Origin of the sequence: Pantoea sp. PNA 03-3, assembly GCF_003201175.1 — a bacterium.
Lineage (GTDB): Bacteria > Pseudomonadota > Gammaproteobacteria > Enterobacterales > Enterobacteriaceae > Pantoea > Pantoea stewartii.
This window is the reverse complement of record NZ_QICO01000008.1, coordinates 53,615-71,581: the sequence shown is the minus strand read 5'-3', so window position 1 is coordinate 71,581 and position 17,967 is coordinate 53,615. Positions and strand designations below refer to the sequence as shown.

Sequence of the window (17,967 nt, the reverse complement as noted above, 5' to 3'; positions counted from 1 at the left end):
GCTCATCGCCCGTTCGCGCAATGGATTTCGCAGCTGTGACGCGTCTGGAAACCGCTGCCATTCTGAATCTCGTGGAAGGAGTTATATCATGGCTTATAAACATATCCTGATTGCAGTCGATCTTTCGCCAGAAAGTCAGTTATTAGTGGATAAAGCTGTCTCGCTCGCGCGCCCTTACGACGCCAAAATTTCGCTGATTCATGTCGATGTGAATTACTCTGATCTGTACACCGGCCTGATTGACGTCAACCTGGGCGATATGCAAAAGCGGATTTCTGAAGAAACCCATCTGGCGCTGAAAAATCTGTCAGATGCAGCGGGCTATCCCATCACCGAAACCCTGAGCGGCAGTGGCGATCTGGGCCAGGTGCTGGTCGATGCGATTAAAAAATACGACGTGGACATGGTGGTGTGCGGTCATCATCAGGACTTCTGGAGCAAGCTGATGTCATCAGCGCGTCAGTTGATCAACACCGTGCATATCGACATGTTGATCGTGCCACTGCGCGACGAGGATGACGAATAACCCGCACGAAAAAAGCCGGGGCGGTTGACGTGAAGGAACGTCGTCGCCGACCGGCTTGACATGACTACTCCGCGAGCGGCGGATAGATATCGAAGCGGTGGCTTTTCGTGACCACCGCAGACTGCGTCACGACACCGGCCAGCGGTGGCGCATAATCAGGACGTTTCACCACGATACGCTTCTTTGCCAGACGGCGTGCCGGTTCCAGCAAGGCATCCGCATCCTCATCCGCGCCGACTAATGACTGAAACACCCGCATCTCTTTTTTCACCATGGCGCTTTTTTGTCGATGGGGATACATAGGATCGAGATAAACCACATCTGGCGGTGGCGCAATATCGGTGAGTGCCTGAATACTGGAGGCATGAATCAGTGAAAGACGCTCACGCAGCCAGCCACCAATTTCCGCATCCTGATAGCCACGCGCCAGCCCGTCTTCCAGCAGCGCCGCCACCACGGGATGCCGTTCCAGCATGCGCACCCGACAGCCTAAGGCCGCCAGCACAAACGCATCGCGCCCTAACCCGGCGGTCGCATCCACCACATCGGGCAGGTAACTGCCTTTAATGCCGACCGCTTTTGCTACCGCTTCGCCACGGCCACCGCCAAAACGCCGGCGATGCGCCATGGCACCGGAAACAAAATCCACGAAGATGCCGCCCAGTTTAGGCTCATCCCGCTTACGCAGTTCAAGATGCGTTGCGGTCTTTACCAGCGCCAGCACCGCATCGTCACAATGCGTCAGTTGCCAGCGTTCGGCCAAAACAGATAAGGCGCCGTCACCGGCGCCTGTTTCATCAAACAAACAAATTTTCACGTACGGCTTATCCCTGAATACCGTAGTGTTCCAGCATGGCATCCAGCTGAGGCTCACGGCCACGGAAGCGTTTAAACAGCTCCATCGGTTCTTCCGAACCGCCGCGCGTCAGAATGTTGTCGAGGAAGGACTGACCGGTTTCGCGGTTAAAAATGCCCTCTTCTTCAAAACGTGAATACGCATCCGCCGCCAGTACATCGGCCCACAGATAGCTGTAATAACCCGCTGCGTATCCGCCCGCGAAGATATGGCTGAACGCATGCGGGAAGCGGCCCCATTCCGGGCTGGGGACCACGGCGACTTTGCTTTTCACTTCGCGCAGCGTCTCCAGGATCTGTGCGCCTTTTTCTGGGTTGAATTCAGTATGCAGACGGAAATCGAACAGACCGAACTCCAGCTGGCGCAGGATGAACAACGCCGCCTGGTAATTTTTCGCTGCCAGCATCTTATTCAGCAGGTCTTCAGGCAGCGGCTCGCCGGTTTCGTAGTGCCCGGAAATAAACGCCAGCGCCTCCGGCTCCCAGCACCAGTTCTCCATGAACTGACTTGGCAGTTCCACCGCATCCCATGGCACACCGTTAATGCCTGACACGCCAGCCGCCTCAACGCGGGTCAGCATATGGTGCAGGCCGTGACCAAACTCATGGAACAGGGTGATCACTTCGTCGTGCGTGAACAGCGCCGGTTTACCACTGACGGGACGGTTAAAGTTACAGGTCAGGTAAGCGACCGGTTTTTGCAGGCTGCCATCGGCTTTACGCATCTGCCCAACGCAGTCATCCATCCACGCGCCGCCACGCTTATGCTCACGCGCATACAGGTCAAGGTAGAAGCTGCCGCGCAGCTCGCCACTTTCATCAAACAGATCGAAGAAACGCACATCCGGGTGATAAACATCCACATCCGTCCGCTCTTTGGCGGTGATGCCATAGATGCGTTTGACGACTTCAAACAGGCCAGACACCGCACGGGATTCCGGGAAGTAAGGACGCAGTTGCTCATCACTAATGGTGTAGAGGTGCTGTTTCTGTTTTTCGCCATAGTAGGTCAGATCCCAGGGATTCATGGTCTCCACGCCGTACTCTTTCTTCGCGAAAGCACGCAACTGCGCCAGCTCTTTCTCGCCCTGTGGACGTGCGCGGTCGGCCAGATCGTTCAGGAAATCGATCACCTGAGCAGGGCTTTGCGCCATTTTGGTTGCCAGCGATTTATCCGCGAAGGAGTCGAAACCCAGCAGCTGAGCCAGTTCGTGGCGCAGAGCCAGCTCCTCGGCCATAATCGGGCCGTTATCCCATTTGCCCGCATTAGGGCCTTGATCGGAGGCGCGGGTGGAATAAGCACGGTACATTTCTTCACGCAACGCGGCGTTATCACAGTAGGTCATCACCGGCAGGTAGCTGGGAATATCCAGCGTCAGCAACCAGCCTTCCTGACCTTTGGCTTCAGCCTGCGCTTTCGCTGCGGCCAGTGCGCTCTCCGGCATGCCCGACAGTTCGCTTTCGTCAGTGATCAGCTTGCTCCAGCCCATCGTGGCATCCAGCACGTTGTTACTGTAGGCAGAGCCCAGCTCAGACAAACGCGCGGCAATTTCGCCATAGCGCTGCTGCTTGTCTTTTTCCAGACCAATCCCGGACAGTTCAAAGTCACGCAGGGCGTTATCGACGGCTTTCTGCTGCGCCTGATCCAGCGTGCGGTAATGACTGCCTTCCTTTAAATCCCGGTAAGCCTGATAGAGCCCTTCGTGCTGACCAACCCAGGTACTGTACTCAGACAGCAGCGGCAGCGTTTGCTCGTAGGCTTCACGCAGTTCCGGGCTGTTTTTAACCGAGTTCAGATGGCTGACCGGCGAAAAAATACGGCTCAGGCGATCGTCGGCTTCTGCCAGCGGCTGGACAAGATTATCCCAGGTGTAAGGTGCGCCGTGCGCTACCACTTTTTCCACCATCGCCCGGCATTCATTTAAAACGTCGGTCACGGCAGGCACCACGTGCTCAGGCTTAATCGCCGAAAACGGGGGAAGCGTGAACGAGGTGAGTAACGGATTAGTCATAGCGCAGTCCTTTAACAATGTGTGGGGCGCGATGAATCGCGCAACGCAATCTTATTAACATGCGGTCTGGAATGCTGAAAATCAATGGTGTAACCGGTCATGAATAGCAGAATAGCGCCAGGCTGGCCTTCCGCCGGCGTTTGGATTAACCATAGCAGAGGATAAAACAGGCTAACACACCGATGGCGCAGAAGGTTTACCCTGTAATCCAGGGCCAGAGGCCCGCTGCCGTGCGCGAAATGCCAGCAATTATTCTTATCTGTCGTTATAATCGGGCCAACTTGATTATTTTTAGCTTCAACCGCGGACATACCCTTTTTTATGTTGAGTTATCGCCACAGTTTTCACGCTGGCAACCATGCCGACGTGCTTAAGCACACCGTACAGAGCCTCATCATCACTGCGTTAAAAGAGAAAGAAAAACCGTTTCTCTATCTGGATACGCACGCCGGTGCAGGACGTTATCAACTCAGCGGCGAGCACGCAGAGCGCACGGGTGAATATCTGGAAGGCATCGGACGCATCTGGCAACAACCGGACGCGCCCGCCCTGCTGCAACCCTATTTCGATGCGATTCATGCCCTGAACCGTAACGGCACGCTGCGCTACTATCCTGGCTCTCCGCTAATCGCCCGCCATCTGCTGCGCCCTGAGGATAAGATTCAGCTGACCGAGCTGCATTCCAGCGATTATCCGCTGCTGCGTACCGAGTTCAGCAAAGACAGTCGCGCGCGCGTTGAAAGGGCCGATGGCTATCAGCAGCTAAAAGCGAAGCTGCCACCGCTGTCACGTCGTGGACTGATACTGATTGATCCGCCTTACGAAATGAAAAGTGATTACCAGGCTGTTGTAAAAGGCATTCAGGAAGGTCACAAACGTTTCGGTACCGGTATTTATGCGCTGTGGTACCCGGTCGTCTTGCGTCAGCAAATCAAACATATGCTGCGCGAGCTGGAGGCCACGGGCATCCGTAATATCCTGCAGATTGAGCTGGCCGTGCGCCCCGATAGCGATCAGCGTGGCATGACCGCGTCCGGCATGATTGTCATCAATCCCCCGTGGAAGCTGGCCGATCAAATGAACACGCTGCTGCCGTGGCTGCATCAGAAGCTGGTGCCAACCGGCACAGGCCATTTCAGCGTTAACCAAATCGTACCTGAATAATTCCTTTCCCAGCTTAACGTCGCCGCGCACAGCACGGCGGCGTTGAACGTAGGTCATTTTTATGTGGATCATCCTGGCGGGCGCGCTGGCCGCCCTGCAACCGGCGAAACGCCTTTCTCTGTTATTGCTCGCGCTGGCAACGGCGCTGGGCGTTTATCAAAACGTCCTCGACTGGCCCGTTACCTTTGTGTTTGCGGCTGTCGCTGCCCTGGTCGCGTTTCGTATCTACGATCGCCGGAGTCGGCGATGGCAGATCGTCAGCGAAGCCCTTCTGGTGTTGATTGCGCTGGCGCTGATGCTGCACCTTATTCCGGGATTCAATAATCCCCCGCAGGTCGAGGCGGTTAAGGTCGGTGCCCGCAGCGTACCCTTCTCATTTTCCTTTAATTTCGATAAAGCGCTGATTCCTTTTCTGCTGCTGGCCTGTCTGCCGACGCTGTTCAACGCAGAGGCGCATCCGCCGCGCTCGCCGGCCTGGTGGCTCGCGCCTGTCGCCGCCGTGCCGCTGCTGTTGGGCAGCGCCGTGTTGCTGGGCGGCCTTGCCCTCGAAACGCACCTTCCGGACTGGCTGGGGGCGTTTGCGCTGGCCAACCTGTTTTTTGTCTCACTGGCCGAAGAGGCGTTTTTCCGGGGTTATCTCCAGCAGCGCCTGCGCCAGAAATGGGGCGGCGTGATCGCCCTGCTGGTAACGGCACTGCTGTTTGGTCTGGCCCATGCATCTGGCGGGGTGCTGCTGATGATCTTTGCCGCGCTGGCCGGACTGATTTATGGTCTGGTCTGGCACTGGAGCGGCCGCCTGTGGCTGGCGACCGCGTTCCATTTTGCACTCAACATGGTCCACCTGCTGTTCTTTACCTACCCTGCGCTGGCGCACTGATCCCTACAGCGTGAAGACCGCCAGGTCGTGCGCCATCTCGGTGTCAGGGAAAATGCGCTGGCATTCTGCCAGCAGGCGCGCCATGTCCCGGGCGAGGTAACGCGAACTAAAATGGGTGGCAATCAGGCGCTTTGCTCCGGCCTGCTTTGCCACCGTCGCAGCCTGTAAGGTAGTAGAGTGACCGCGTCCGTTGGCTTTTTCAGCCAGCGCCTCTTCCAGCGTGGTTTCATGCACCATCACATCAACGTCCGCCGCCAGCTGTAGCGCGACGTCAGTGGGCGCAGTATCACCAAAAATGGCCAGCGTTTTGCCTTTCACTGGCGGCCCAAGATACTCAGCGCCGTTAACGGTACGCCCGTCTTCCAGCGTAATCGTGTCGCCCTGCTTTAACTGCTGATACCAGGGTCCGCGCGGTACGCCCTCTGCTTTCAGGCGAGGCGCATCCAGAAAACCGGGTTTGTCATGCTGCTCAATGCGATAGCCAAAGCAGGCAATGGTGTGATTCATCGGCCAGGCGGTCACGCGAAATTCGCCATCATCCAGTACCTCACCCGCGGCGATCTCGACGATCTCCAGCGGGTAATCGGTATACGAGCTGGACAGCGACAGTGCCGTTTCAACGAAGGCTTTCAGCCCTGCTGGACCGTAAACCGTCATTGGCGTGGTTAACCCCGCCATCGAGCGACTGGTAAGCAGGCCCGGCAACCCAAAAATATGGTCGCCATGAAGATGGGTGATAAAGATTTTATCGAGTTTGCCAGGCTTCAGGTCTGAGCGCATAAACTGGAGTTGCGTGCCCTCACCGCAGTCAAACAGCCAGGTGGCGCCGCTTTTGTCGCGGGTAAACGCGATGGCAGTGACATTGCGTTGCAGACTCGGCGCGCCCCCGCCGGTGCCAAGAAAAGTCAGGTACATGCTATGCTTCCCTGTAAATAATGAAACGATAAGGCCTGTTACAATCATAGGCGCAATTTTTGCGACGCCGTACCCTGCGGCGTTACACTCTCTATCACTTTCCCAGTAACCGGATGAGACTTCCATGACCCGACATTATGACTATCTCGCCATCGGCGGCGGCAGCGGCGGTATCGCTTCAATTAACCGTGCAGCAAGCTATGGCCAGACGTGCGCCCTGATTGAAGCCAAAGCGCTGGGCGGAACCTGTGTCAACGTCGGCTGCGTGCCGAAAAAAGTAATGTGGCACGCCGCACAAATTGCCGAGGCCATTCATCTTTACGGGCCGGATTATGGTTTTGATACCACCGTTAATCGCTTTGACTGGGGCACGCTGGTGAAAAACCGTAGCGCCTATATCGATCGTATTCACCAATCATACGACAATGTTCTGGGGAAAAATAAGGTCGATGTGATCCACGGTTTTGCCCGTTTTATTGATGCCCATACCGTTGAGGTGAATGGCGAAACGATCACCGCCGATCATATTTTGATTGCTACGGGCGGACGCCCGAGTCATCCCGACATTCCCGGCGCGGAATACGGGATTGATTCTGACGGCTTCTTTGAGCTGGATGCCCTGCCAAAACGTACCGCCGTGGTCGGCGCGGGCTATATCGCCGTTGAGCTGGCGGGCGTGGTAAACGCATTAGGTTCAGAAACCCATCTGTTTGTTCGCAAACATGCGCCACTACGCAATTTTGATCCGCTAATTACGGATACGCTGGTTGAGGTGATGAACGCGGAAGGCCCAACGCTGCATACGCAGGCGACGCCAAAAGCGGTAGTAAAAAATGCCGATGGCAGCCTGACGCTGCAGCTGGAAGACGGCAGTGAATACACGGTTGATTGCCTGGTCTGGGCGATTGGACGCGTTCCTGAAACCGACGGCCTGAATATTCAGGCAGCGGGTGTGGCGCTGGACGAGAAAGGCTACATCAAGGTCGATAAATTCCAGAACACCAACGTGCCTGGCGTTTATGCCGTCGGCGATAACACCGGTGCCGTCGAACTGACGCCGGTCGCCGTCGCGGCGGGCCGTCGCCTGTCAGAGCGTTTGTTCAATAACAAACCGGATGAGCATCTGGACTACCGCAATATCCCGACTGTGGTGTTCAGCCATCCCCCCATCGGCACGGTGGGCCTGACAGAGCCGCAGGCGCGCGAACAGTACGGTGATGACCAGGTGAAAGTCTACAAGTCCGCCTTTACCGCGATGTACACCGCCGTCACGCAGCATCGCCAGCCGTGCCGCATGAAACTCGTCTGCGTCGGTCCGGAGGAAAAAATCGTCGGCATTCATGGCATTGGCAGTGGTATGGACGAAATGCTGCAGGGCTTTGCGGTTGCGTTAAAAATGGGCGCGACCAAAAAAGACTTTGATAATACCGTGGCGATTCACCCGACGGCGGCGGAAGAGTTTGTCACCATGCGCTAACCCGTTCCTCTCTGCTGCCGACAGACAGCAGAGAGACCACCGCTCGCTGGCCTTCGCGCCAGTGAGCGATTTATCAGTTGAAATAGGTCTCCCGCAGCGGCGTCAACGCCGCACCGAGTGCCGAGCTGTCGCCCTCAATAGTGCTCAGCAGAATATCCGGATACTCCGCCGAAATATTCCAGCGTTTGCCCGAACTGACCCGGGGCATGGCTAAAAACATTTCGCCCAGCTTACGGGGCAATTCGCCGCCTAAAATAATGGCACCGGGATCGATAACGGCATTCAGGGCATCCATGGCCCGATGTAAATTGGGCGTGACTTCGTTGACCCATTGCCGGGCAATGGGCCAGTCCGGATCGAATTTATTATTCAGATCGCGAATGTTGTGAATTTCAATACCGCCGTTGCGCAGTCGATCAATTAAGATCCCCAGCGCAGGACGCAGTTTGCCCTCTTCCGGCGAAAAAATCCGGCTGATCTCGCCCGCATTGCCAAAAGCGCCCTGAAACGGTTTGCCGTTAATGACAATGCCGCCACCAAAGCCGTAATTAAAAGAGAGGTAGCCGAAGGTCTCGTAGTGCAGGCCCGCGCCTAAAAAAGCTTCTGCATGCGCGGCCGTCGTGGCGTTATTTTCAATCCAGACGGGCCGGTCAAACAGCGTCATAATTTCACGGCGCAGATCAATGCCCATCCAGGTTTTCAGCGGTTCTGGCGGATTAAAATATTTCCGGGCGTCATACAGAAAGCCCGCCATGCTGTATCCGACGCCACACACTTTTTCTGACGAAATACCAATATGTTTTAAGGTATCCAGATAATGGCGTTTGAGATCCAGCAGCGTTCGGGCAGGATTGCCGGGCAGCGTGTCCAGCACGCAGTATTCGATAATATCGCCGCGGAAATTAATCAGGCTTGCCGCCACGCTGTCAGAGTTAATGGAAATACCGTAACTGTAACGTGCGTCCGGATTCAGGGATAACGACGGGCTGGGCTTACCCCTTCCCTGTGAGGGCGATTCCCCCAGGCTGAGAAAACCGTTTTCGGTCAGTGTATCAACAATACGGTGAACCGATGACTGATTCAGAATCGTTTGTGAAACCAGCGAGGAGCGGGAAATGCCGTGATTGCGGCGAACAAGCTCAAGAATAAGTTTTTCACTGCGATTAAGTTCGACTTCATCACGACCTGAATATCCATGAACCACCACGTTATCCTCACCGTTTTAATGACAGGTTCTGTTACACCCTAGCACGCTTTTATGCGTTCCGAATAGTCATGCGCCTGACCTTTACGTGCTGTGTGAACATGCTGATTCAGGACGATATTCCTAAAAAAAATCGCATCACCAAATCATCATAATACTGACACAAAACAGGCCGACACTCTAATTTCATGCGTAAAGCATTATATTAAATCAGCGTTTCCCGTTGCTGAGTCATTGTGCAGCACAAGGTAAACGAACGAGCTCAGGACCTTTCACAAAATGAACGGATTAAGAATGGATACGCGCGTAAAGGTAATTGAACGTATTGCTCAAGAGGCATCACAGCTGGCGCTGGATTATTTCAGGCAGCTCAGTGAATTAGAAATCTGCGAAAAAAGGCCCCAGGATGTGTTCAGTGAAGCAGATCAGGAGGTTGAGAAGCTGATTCGTCAACGTCTGGCGCAATATTTCCCCAATGAACGCGTCATTGGCGAAGAGCAAGGCGGCGAACTCAGTGACCGTTACTGGTCGGTCGATCCGATTGATGGCACCAGTAACTTTCTCCGTGGCTCGTCGTTATGGGGCATTTCTGTCGGTTATGTCATCGACGGCGAACCGGTCATTGGGGTGATTGTTCATCCGGTGTTAAACATCATGCTGAGCGGGGGCAAGGAGGCCGGCATTTATTTTAACGGCCAGCCTTTTACGCGACCCGAAATCGCCCAGGGACTCAAAACCGTTGCCATTGGCGACAGTCCTTCATGGGACTTCACCCACCAGCTCTGCATTGAAAAAGCGTACCGGGATACTGGCTGGAATGTGGTGCGCTACCGCTGTGCCACCATCGGTTTAAGCTTTAGTGTGCTGGGCTATGTCGATGGCTATCAGGAGTGCTTCAGCAGTATGTGGGATGTTTCCGCGGGCTATGCCCTATGCAAAGCCGCAGGGCTTGATGCTCATCTGGCCGGGAGCCAGGAAAAAAGTTCAACACATGTGAGTGTTGGCACCGCGGCACTCAATCGCCTTTCCGCCCAGTTTATTCCGCATCCCCGCTTTACCCCCGCCTGAATATCCGTCAGTCCGCGCTCTCTTCCTGCCGTCTTTTCAGGACAGCGTTTCGGCGCTGTCCTCCCCGCTTTTTTCTTCATATGACCGACAAACGTTCTGCCCTTAATATTATTCACTATGCATGATAATAGTTAGCAGAGTAAATGTACGAAATCAAATCACCTCAGTATTATCATGTTAAATATGGGTTTTATAAAATTAATAAATTCTTAACCTGCCTGAAATTGCCTAATTTCGCCGCATCAAATTATTATGCGCATCGCATTAATTAAGATGCACACATTTCTTCAATGACGGGGCAGCCATACGTGAATACGCTTGAAATCAATAATGCCATGCTCAGATTCGACGACTTTGTCGCGCTGGACGGCATTTCACTGAAGGCCGAAAAAGGACAGTTCGTTTCCCTGCTGGGTCCGTCTGGATGTGGCAAAACCACGCTGCTCAAAGTGATTGCGGGCTTTTACAGCCTGGACAGCGGGGAAGTCCTGATTCACCAGCAGGACATGCATCAGGTTAAACCTGAGCACCGCGATACGGCCATGTGCTTTCAGTCCTATGCGCTGTTCCCTCACCTGTCTGTGGCCGAAAACATTGGGTTTGGGCTGAAGCAGAGGAAAATGGCCAAAGCGGAGAGACAGGATCGCGTCACGCAAACCGCCGCTCAGGTCTCGTTAAACGCCCACTTACCGAAGCTGCCTGCGCAGTTATCGGGCGGTCAGCAGCAGCGTGTCGCGCTGGCCAGAGCGCTGGCTGTGCGGCCCGAAATCGTGTTGTTCGACGAACCGCTGTCGAATCTCGACGCCACATTACGCGACAGAGTCCGCCTCGAAATCCGCCAGCTGCAGCGTTCACACGGGTTTACCGCTATCTATGTGACCCATGACCGTGCAGAAGCCCTGTCCATGTCTGACGTCGTCGTGGTTATGAACGCCGGACGCATTGAGCAAACCGGCACCCCTGAAGATATTTATTACTCGCCGGTTAACCGGTTTGTTGCGGGCTTTGTTGGCCAGGCGAATGTGATGAAAGCGCATGTCATCGACGGTGACAGTCACACCGGAATGTATCGTGTTTCCTGCGTGCTGGGTGAAATGAACATTCACAGTCCTGTTCCGCCCCTTTCCGACAAGGTATACACCTTCTGGCGTCCGGAAGATGCTCTGCTGAGCGAACAGGAAACCGGTATGAATACCCGTGCTTTCGAAATAGGTGCCGTGAGCTTTCTGGGCAACCTGTCCGAGCTACAGGTTCACCCAAAGGACCATGAAGAGCCGGAATACCAGTGGCATATTCAGTTAGTCGGTAAAAATCACATTCGGGAAGGAGATAGCGTTAATTTTTCCATCGCGCCTGACAGGATTCGCTTTTTGCAGGAAAGCTGGTCATGAAAGTGCACAACCGAAACATAGTCGCCTGGTTACTGGTGCTGCCTGCGGTCGCTCCCGTCGTGCTCACCCTGATTCTGATCGTCGTTATGGCCATCGCGCAATCTGTCGGACTGTTCAACTTTGGCGCGCCTGCGCATTTTACGCTGCAGTACTGGGAAACCATCCTGAACGACAGTCAGCTGTGGCGCGCCACCGGCTATTCCCTGAAAATTGGCGTGGTCAGTGCCGTCCTGTCTGTGGCGCTGGCCCTGCCGCTGGCGCTGTGGCTGAGAAAGCCCTTTCCCGGCTCTGTGCTGATGAGCGGCTTACTGAAAGCCCCGTTGATGGTACACGGGCTGGTCGCCGCCCTGCTGTTCATCAATCTGATTTCCTGGCAGGGCTTTATTAACCTCGGCCTGCTCAAACTGGGCATCATCTCGCAACCCATCCGTATGCAGAATGATCGCTGGGGCATTGGTGTCATTATCCTGCAGGTCTGGAAACAGCTTCCCTATGCCCTGTTGATCATCACCGGCAGCCTGCGCGCTATCGGGGACGAAATCGTTGATGCGGCCCGCGATCTGGGCGCAGGCAAAACCGCCCGCCTTTTACAGATCATTCTGCCCTTATCCATCAAAGCCGTTCAGGTCTCGCTGATCCTGATCTTCATTGGCGCATTGGGCGACTTTTCATTCCAGGTCGTGGCTGGCCCCACCAGCGTTTTCTCCCTGTCGCAATACATGCTGCGCTTTCCGGAAATCAGCGCCCAGGGCTGGAACCTTGCGGCCGTGGTGGCGGTGATATTAATGCTGGCGGCGTTTGTCGGTGCGGTGGTGCTGGCCGGTGTGGCGAAGTGGCTGCAAAAAGTGGGAGAACATAAATGATGAGAGCCAGAAAAAGCATGTCGCCCCTGCGTATCATGATGATGATCCTGATTACCGCACTGTTCATGTTGTGGCTGGTGATCCCCTTTATTCTGACCGTGCTGTGGTCCCTGGTGGATAAAACACATCCCTGGGCCTGGCCGGATGCCCTGCCGCCCGTGCTTTCCCTGGGCCGCTGGGTCGAAGTCTGGACGACCACGGCCCTGCCGCAGGCGCTGAAGAACAGCTATTTACTGGCGGCAACCGTCTCTGTGCTCACGTTGCTACTGGCCCTGCCAGCGGCCTGGGCATTTGGCCGGATGTCGTTTACGGGTAAATCCCTGCTACAGAATGCGATTTTGCTTCCGCTCATTGTGCCCGGCTTTGTGATTGCGCTGTTTTTTTCCATGCTGTTGAACGTGGTGGGCATCCACAGTCGGTTTGTCGGCATTTTACTGGGACATACCATCATCTTAATGCCCTATGCCGTGAGGATTCTGACCCTTTCCTTTTCTCAAATACGTCAGGACACCCTGGATGCCGCCCGCGATATGGGCGCGTCTGTAGTAAATCGTTTTTTAGTTGCCTGCCTGCCAACTATCAGACCCGGCATATTTGCGGCCTTAATTATTGTCTTTACGTTATCCATCGAAGAGTTCGCCATTAGCTTTATTGTCGGCTCGCCGGATTTTATTACCGTACCGACCATTCTTTATTCTTATCTGGGTTACAACTTTATCAGACCTAATGCCGCTGTTATTTCTTTAATGCTGGTCGTGCCGAATGTCATTTTAATGCTGATAGCTGAAAAATTACTGACAAAGAATCCCGTCGCCGCTTTTGCTGGAAAAGGCTGACGGTTATTAACTCGCTTAACTGGGGAAAATCATGTTCAGACGATCTGCCACCTTATTATTACTTGCGTGGGCTTTTTGTACTCAGGCTCAGGATATTACACAAATGGACTGGCAACATATTGTTGACGAGGCTAAAAAAGAAGGGAAATTAACCTGGTACCAATGGTATTACCAGGATCGTCTTAAAGAGCAGGTCAGCCTGTTTGAAAAACAGTACGGTATTGCTGTTACGATCTCTGAAGGTCCGCTGCAAGGCAATATTAATAAACTCATGGCTGACCGGGGACGGGAAACAGGCGATATTGATGTGTTTTCGATTGGCGGAGGCGCATTCGGTACGGTATCGCCTCAGCAAACGTTTTTTGGCCCGATTAATACACTGCTGCCGGAAGGCAAAACCCTGAACTACACCATTGAGGGTACGGACAGTAAAGGTTATGGCGTGGCATTTTGGGGCAATCAGACGGGCCTGGCCTACGATTCGCGCCGCATGAAAGAAAGCGAGTTGCCCCGTACCCTGCCGCAGCTCACCACCTTCCTGCAGACTCATCCTCAGGAGTTTGGCTTTAACGTGGAAAACGGCGGTTCCGGTCCGGCGTTTATTGAATCTGTCACACGTACGCTGGTGCCTGGCTTTGATTTCACCAAAGGCGATGCGGATGTAAAAAGCCTGACGGCCTTACAACCGGCCTGGAACTGGTTCAAACAACTGCGTCCTGATTACATTATTACCGCCTCTAACGCCGACAGCGTAACGCGACTGGTGAGCGGTGAGTTTCTGCTGGTCCCCGCCTGGGAAGACTATCTGGTGGGCTTAGAAAACCACGGCGAAGTCCCCAAAACCATCCGACTCTATATCCCCGATTTCGGCATGCCCGGCGGCGGAAATATGGTGGCGATTCCCAAGAATGCGCCGCACAAAGCGGCAGCATTACTGTTTATCCACTGGCTGACGCTGCCTACGACACAAAGGCTGTTTCAACAGGTTTATGGCATTACGCCACAAAATAAAGAAGTGAATCGCGATGCTGGTCTGATCAACAGCAAAGAACGTGTTCATGGTACCCAGTTCATGCCTAAACCGCTGGGCGACGAAGTCAGAACCGAATTTTCTAACCAGGTCTTACTTAAGTAAGCCTGTGCTAACCCGACAACAGAAGGTAACGCTGAGCATGCCGATAAAAAAACACCCTGTACGCATAGTGAATTCCCGCCTGATTGCACATCGTGGTGCGCCTCTGCTGGCACCAGAAAACACACTGCCTTCTTTTCAGGCGGCCGTTGAGCATGGCGCGACGTGGATAGAGGTGGATGTCAAACTGACCAAAGACAGGCACCCGGTCATCATTCACGATGATGCGGTGGATCGGACAACAAATGGCACCGGCTACGTCGCCAATTTAACCCTGGACCAAATCCGGTCGCTGGATGCGGGCGTCTGTTATGGCCACCTGTTCAAAGGCGTTAAAGTCCCTACACTGGCTGAAACCGTGGGATTTGTGCTGGATAAAGGTATTGGCCTTCAGCTGGAGATCAAACCAACGTCTGGTCAGGAAATTGAAACCGCGGAAATTGCCATTACGCAGCTGAAATCGCTGTGGCCTGCGGATGAAAAGAAGCTCTTTATCAGCAGCTTTTCTGAGCTCTCGCTGAAGGTTGCGGAAAGGATCATGCCTGACGTCCCGCGTGGACTGGCCGTGTGCGTTCCTCCCAGCGATCCTGTGGCATTACTGGCCAGAACCGGCTGTCAGATCCTGCACTTCCTGGCGGACTTTGCGACGGATGACGACCTGAAACGCCTGGCCGATTCCGGTATTGAATTTGCGATTGCCACAATTAATGACCCTGCTGTCGCCCGTAAATATTTACACAGTGGCGCGCAAACGATATTGAGCGATATACCTGATTTAGCCATTTAATAATAAATACATTATCAAGGCGTTATGCGCCCTGATAATCAACACCAGGGAAAACCATAAAAATACGGCCACATGATGTAGCCACGTAACGCTTTTAATTATTTCGTCATAACGAAACTGACATTTTTGAACAATGCCGCCTTGTGCGGAAATAAACCTCATGCTTCACCAACATTAAAGGGTAGATGATATGCAACGTAAAATAAAAATATGCGCGCCGCATGCACTGTGTTTGCTGATCTCATTTTCTGCATGCTCCGCTGAAATTTATAATAAAAACGGTAATAAACTTGATCTGTACGGTAAAGTCGATGCGCGTCATGTCTTTTCGGACAATACCGCCGAAGATGGTGATAACTCTTATGCGCGCCTGGGTTTTAAAGGTGAAACCCAAATTAACGATCAGCTGACAGGCTATGGTCAATGGGAATATAACTTCCAGCTGAACCACAGCGAAGGCGGCACTGACGCACAAACCGGGAATGCGACGCGTCTGGGTTTTGCAGGTCTGAAACTGGCTGACTTTGGCTCATTCGATTACGGCCGCAGCTTTGGCGTGCTGTATACCGCATCGGCTTACACCGATATGGCACCGATTTACGGTTCCGGCACCATGACCACCAACGACAACTTCCTGTCAAAACGCTCAACCGGCCTGGCCACCTGGCACTCGCCAGACTGGAACGGCCTGAAGGTCATTCTTCAGTATCAGGGGAAAAACGACCGCTCAACCGCTAAGCTGGCAAACGGCGACGGCTACGGTGCCGGTGTGACCTACAGCATTACCGATGGTTTGAGCATTGCTGCGGCCGGTATGAAAGCCAATCGTACGCTGACACAGCAAGCTGACGGTCAGGGTGACGATGCGACGGCATGGGTGACCTCGGCCAAATACGATGCGAACCAAATCTACCTTGCCGCGATGTACGGTGAGGCCAACGATGTGACCCCGTACGGCCAGCTGTCGCAGATTGCTGATAAGACGCATAACTTCGAAGCCATTGCGCAATATCAGTTCCTCAACGGCTTACGCCCTTCCATTGGTTTTGTCACGCAGCGTGGGGAAAACCTGCAAGGCGCAGGCAACTTTGCCGGTGGAAGCCAGACCATGCAGAAATATATTGCGGTGGGCACCTATTACTACTTCAACAAGAACATGCTGACCTATGTGGATTACCGCATTAACCTATTGAAAGATAATGACTTTACTCGTGCTACCGGTATCACTACGAAAGACAGCGTCGGGATGGGCCTGACCTATCAGTTTTAATCGCAGTGACCGTGCTTTATCACATGCTTTGCCCTGTGTCGCTTCAATCCTGAGAATCGCTGTTTTAGCGAGGCCGGCAACTGCCGGCTTTTTTTATGACCGGCGTCGCCAGGATAACTAAAGGACAGTGGCAGACCGATGCGTCAACGGTGAGGGGTTCTGATCAAGGTTTTCCAGCCATTTCACATAGGCCTGATCCCACAGCGCAGCCGGCGTGCCCGCTTTACCCAGGCCAAAACCATGCCCGCCGCTGGAAAGCTGAATCAACTGAACCGGCACGCGATTGCGGCGACAGGTATCGCGCATTAACTGCGTGTTAAAGGGTTTCGAAGTGTGGTCGTCACCGGCCTGCGCCAGGAAGGTTGGCGGATAAGCGTGCGTGACATAATTTTGCACAGACCAACTGGCTTCTTCCTGTGGGCTGGCATCATTACCGACCATCATCAGATGTGTATTGGTATGTTGATAAGGGGCTTCCAGGGTAATGACCGGATAAATCAGCCCGACACTGTCCGCTTTGGGGATTTCCTGATCCACTCTGTCAATGGGGGGATAGGACTGAAAGTCCGGACGCGCCGCCGCCATCCCCAGCAAATGTCCACCGGCCGAAAATCCTAATACATGCACTTTTCGTTCGAATGAGCGAAGCAGACGCAGCGCGCGCTGGGCATCCTGTAAAGGCGCCATATTCCCGGCCTGCCACTTTTCACGCGGCAAACGGTAGCTGAGAACATAGGCGGTATAGCCGTTGGCATTTAACCAGTGTGCAACGGGCCAGGCTTCACGTCCCATACCGATCCAGCGGTAGCCGCCGCCTGCCGCGATGAGCACCGCTTCACCGTTGGGGTTTTCAGGTCTGAAACGCTGAATCGCCGGGCTGACGATATTCGACCAGGAGCCCCATGCATCAACACGTAATTTTCCGCCAGGGCCGCCACCGCCGGGCGGTTCGTCCGGCCAGAGGGGAATAATATCATCGCGGGCAAACAGTTTGCTGGTAGCCAGTGAAAGCGCAAGCGCTCCTGTGCCGAAAATAAAGCGTCGACGCGTAATCATGATGCCTGTTAAATCTATGCCAGAAAGGTCAGACGGCCCTGTCGGTCCGCTGCGTTTTTATTATGTATCGCACGTTTGGTGAAGACGCTGGCGATTATGTACGCAATCGGGCATGAAAATCCATTAAAAAACGCGCCATTTTAGCGCGTTTATTGACGATTTAACTGCGGTTAATCTTCTTGCTGGAACTGCGTCATCACCGTTTGCTCACACTGCTGCGTATTTTTACGCAGTTTAGCGCGCTCTTCGTCACCCAGCTGCAGCCATGCGCTGGCGACTTCATTCGCCAGTTCCTCGTCAAATTCAGGTTTATTGAAGGCGGATGAGGACTGCGATCCTGCGACGCTGGATTTCATTTTTTCGACATACTGATCGGCTGTCGATACGCTTTTTTCACTGCTCACGATGTGACACAGCTGGCTGGCGTAAGCACTTTGTTCCGTGTCGTCTGCCGCCAGCGCACTGCCAGAGGCCAGTACGCTCAGCAACAGTATCTGAGATATCTTCATCGTCTTCTCCTGTTATCAGTTAACC

General features: G+C 53.9%; 17 protein-coding genes. 11 read left to right on the top strand and 6 right to left on the bottom strand.

What is annotated here, in order from left to right:
* Window positions 1-88 precede the first annotated feature (88 nt).
* A complete protein-coding gene (gene uspA / locus C7433_RS18775; RefSeq protein WP_006121100.1) occupies window positions 89-526 on the top strand; it encodes a universal stress protein UspA in 438 nt (145 codons plus the stop codon).
* A gap of 64 nt (window positions 527-590) precedes the next feature.
* Here the strand turns inward: uspA and rsmJ are convergent, their stop codons facing one another.
* Both rsmJ and prlC read right to left on the bottom strand, forming a co-directional pair.
* Window positions 591-1,343 (bottom strand): 16S rRNA (guanine(1516)-N(2))-methyltransferase RsmJ, encoded by a 753-nt coding sequence (gene rsmJ / locus C7433_RS18770; protein ID WP_033738260.1) that lies wholly within the window; start codon window positions 1,341-1,343, stop codon window positions 591-593.
* A gap of 7 nt (window positions 1,344-1,350) precedes the next feature.
* Window positions 1,351-3,393, bottom strand: a complete 2,043-nt coding sequence (gene prlC, locus C7433_RS18765; RefSeq protein WP_054632922.1) for an oligopeptidase A — start codon at window positions 3,391-3,393, stop codon at window positions 1,351-1,353.
* A gap of 321 nt (window positions 3,394-3,714) precedes the next feature.
* Between prlC and C7433_RS18755 the strand changes: the two genes are divergently transcribed.
* Together C7433_RS18755 and C7433_RS18750 are read left to right on the top strand one after the other, a co-directional pair.
* Window positions 3,715-4,557, top strand: coding sequence for a 23S rRNA (adenine(2030)-N(6))-methyltransferase RlmJ (locus C7433_RS18755; protein ID WP_006121111.1), 843 nt, complete (start codon window positions 3,715-3,717; stop codon window positions 4,555-4,557).
* Window positions 4,558-4,618: 61 nt separating this feature from the next.
* Window positions 4,619-5,434 carry a CPBP family intramembrane glutamic endopeptidase gene (locus tag C7433_RS18750; RefSeq protein WP_110268706.1) on the top strand — a complete coding sequence of 272 codons (816 nt, stop codon included), beginning with the start codon at window positions 4,619-4,621 and terminating at the stop codon, window positions 5,432-5,434.
* 3 nt (window positions 5,435-5,437) lie between these two features.
* Here C7433_RS18750 and rnz read toward each other — a convergent pair whose 3' ends face one another.
* Complete coding sequence (rnz, locus tag C7433_RS18745; protein WP_033738264.1) at window positions 5,438-6,349, bottom strand: ribonuclease Z; 912 nt, start codon at window positions 6,347-6,349, stop codon at window positions 5,438-5,440.
* Window positions 6,350-6,473: 124 nt separating this feature from the next.
* Between rnz and gorA the strand changes: the two genes are divergently transcribed.
* Window positions 6,474-7,826, top strand: coding sequence for a glutathione-disulfide reductase (gene gorA, locus C7433_RS18740; RefSeq protein WP_033738266.1), 1,353 nt, complete (start codon window positions 6,474-6,476; stop codon window positions 7,824-7,826).
* Between the two features lie 73 nt (window positions 7,827-7,899).
* Here the strand turns inward: gorA and C7433_RS18735 are convergent, their stop codons facing one another.
* A complete protein-coding gene (locus C7433_RS18735; protein ID WP_110268705.1) occupies window positions 7,900-9,030 on the bottom strand; it encodes an ROK family transcriptional regulator in 1,131 nt (376 codons plus the stop codon).
* A gap of 294 nt (window positions 9,031-9,324) precedes the next feature.
* Here C7433_RS18735 and C7433_RS18730 point away from each other — a divergent pair, with 294 nt between their 5' ends.
* From C7433_RS18730 to C7433_RS18700, 7 genes are all read left to right on the top strand, one after another.
* Entirely contained in the window at window positions 9,325-10,098 is a 774-nt protein-coding gene (locus tag C7433_RS18730; RefSeq protein WP_039342793.1) for an inositol monophosphatase family protein, read from the top strand.
* Between the two features lie 290 nt (window positions 10,099-10,388).
* The gene (locus tag C7433_RS18725) at window positions 10,389-11,489 is read left to right on the top strand and encodes an ABC transporter ATP-binding protein (RefSeq protein WP_054632917.1); all 1,101 of its coding nucleotides are present in this window, start codon (window positions 10,389-10,391) and stop codon (window positions 11,487-11,489) included.
* Window positions 11,486-12,352 (top strand): ABC transporter permease, encoded by an 867-nt coding sequence (locus C7433_RS18720; RefSeq protein ID WP_039342799.1) that lies wholly within the window; start codon window positions 11,486-11,488, stop codon window positions 12,350-12,352. Before C7433_RS18725 ends, C7433_RS18720 begins: the two co-directional genes overlap by 4 nt.
* The gene (locus C7433_RS18715; RefSeq protein WP_006121122.1) at window positions 12,352-13,188 is read left to right on the top strand and encodes an ABC transporter permease; all 837 of its coding nucleotides are present in this window, start codon (window positions 12,352-12,354) and stop codon (window positions 13,186-13,188) included. The genes C7433_RS18720 and C7433_RS18715 overlap by 1 nt, the downstream gene beginning before the upstream one ends.
* Before the next feature lie 31 nt (window positions 13,189-13,219).
* Complete coding sequence (locus C7433_RS18710) at window positions 13,220-14,323, top strand: extracellular solute-binding protein (protein ID WP_033738282.1); 1,104 nt, start codon at window positions 13,220-13,222, stop codon at window positions 14,321-14,323.
* Between the two features lie 37 nt (window positions 14,324-14,360).
* Window positions 14,361-15,107: a glycerophosphodiester phosphodiesterase family protein gene (locus C7433_RS18705; RefSeq protein WP_110268704.1), complete on the top strand. Its 747-nt coding sequence runs from the start codon at window positions 14,361-14,363 to the stop codon at window positions 15,105-15,107.
* 190 nt (window positions 15,108-15,297) lie between these two features.
* Window positions 15,298-16,377: a porin gene (locus C7433_RS18700; RefSeq protein ID WP_050504762.1), complete on the top strand. Its 1,080-nt coding sequence runs from the start codon at window positions 15,298-15,300 to the stop codon at window positions 16,375-16,377.
* 117 nt (window positions 16,378-16,494) lie between these two features.
* On the opposite strand, the gene C7433_RS18695 is transcribed toward C7433_RS18700, so the two are convergent.
* Together C7433_RS18695 and C7433_RS18690 are read right to left on the bottom strand one after the other, a co-directional pair.
* Complete coding sequence (locus C7433_RS18695; RefSeq protein WP_110268703.1) at window positions 16,495-17,433, bottom strand: alpha/beta hydrolase; 939 nt, start codon at window positions 17,431-17,433, stop codon at window positions 16,495-16,497.
* Window positions 17,434-17,603: 170 nt separating this feature from the next.
* Complete coding sequence (locus tag C7433_RS18690) at window positions 17,604-17,942, bottom strand: hypothetical protein (RefSeq protein WP_006121127.1); 339 nt, start codon at window positions 17,940-17,942, stop codon at window positions 17,604-17,606.
* Between the last annotated feature and the right edge of the window lie 25 nt (window positions 17,943-17,967).

What these genes read in the sequence shown, in the direction of transcription:
- C7433_RS18705 (WP_110268704.1), top strand. Translation starts at nt 14,361, where the DNA reads ATGCCGATAAAAAAACACCCTGTACGCATAGTGAATTCCCGCCTGATT.
- rnz (WP_033738264.1), bottom strand. Translation starts at nt 6,349, where the DNA reads ATGTACCTGACTTTTCTTGGCACCGGCGGGGGCGCGCCGAGTCTGCAA.
- C7433_RS18690 (WP_006121127.1), bottom strand. Translation starts at nt 17,942, where the DNA reads ATGAAGATATCTCAGATACTGTTGCTGAGCGTACTGGCCTCTGGCAGT.
- C7433_RS18715 (WP_006121122.1), top strand. Translation starts at nt 12,352, where the DNA reads ATGAGAGCCAGAAAAAGCATGTCGCCCCTGCGTATCATGATGATGATC.
- uspA (WP_006121100.1), top strand. Translation starts at nt 89, where the DNA reads ATGGCTTATAAACATATCCTGATTGCAGTCGATCTTTCGCCAGAAAGT.
- C7433_RS18695 (WP_110268703.1), bottom strand. Translation starts at nt 17,433, where the DNA reads ATGATTACGCGTCGACGCTTTATTTTCGGCACAGGAGCGCTTGCGCTT.
- C7433_RS18750 (WP_110268706.1), top strand. Translation starts at nt 4,619, where the DNA reads ATGTGGATCATCCTGGCGGGCGCGCTGGCCGCCCTGCAACCGGCGAAA.
- C7433_RS18720 (WP_039342799.1), top strand. Translation starts at nt 11,486, where the DNA reads ATGAAAGTGCACAACCGAAACATAGTCGCCTGGTTACTGGTGCTGCCT.
- C7433_RS18725 (WP_054632917.1), top strand. Translation starts at nt 10,389, where the DNA reads ATGACGGGGCAGCCATACGTGAATACGCTTGAAATCAATAATGCCATG.
- C7433_RS18710 (WP_033738282.1), top strand. Translation starts at nt 13,220, where the DNA reads ATGTTCAGACGATCTGCCACCTTATTATTACTTGCGTGGGCTTTTTGT.
- C7433_RS18755 (WP_006121111.1), top strand. Translation starts at nt 3,715, where the DNA reads ATGTTGAGTTATCGCCACAGTTTTCACGCTGGCAACCATGCCGACGTG.
- C7433_RS18700 (WP_050504762.1), top strand. Translation starts at nt 15,298, where the DNA reads ATGCAACGTAAAATAAAAATATGCGCGCCGCATGCACTGTGTTTGCTG.
- C7433_RS18730 (WP_039342793.1), top strand. Translation starts at nt 9,325, where the DNA reads ATGGATACGCGCGTAAAGGTAATTGAACGTATTGCTCAAGAGGCATCA.
- gorA (WP_033738266.1), top strand. Translation starts at nt 6,474, where the DNA reads ATGACCCGACATTATGACTATCTCGCCATCGGCGGCGGCAGCGGCGGT.
- prlC (WP_054632922.1), bottom strand. Translation starts at nt 3,393, where the DNA reads ATGACTAATCCGTTACTCACCTCGTTCACGCTTCCCCCGTTTTCGGCG.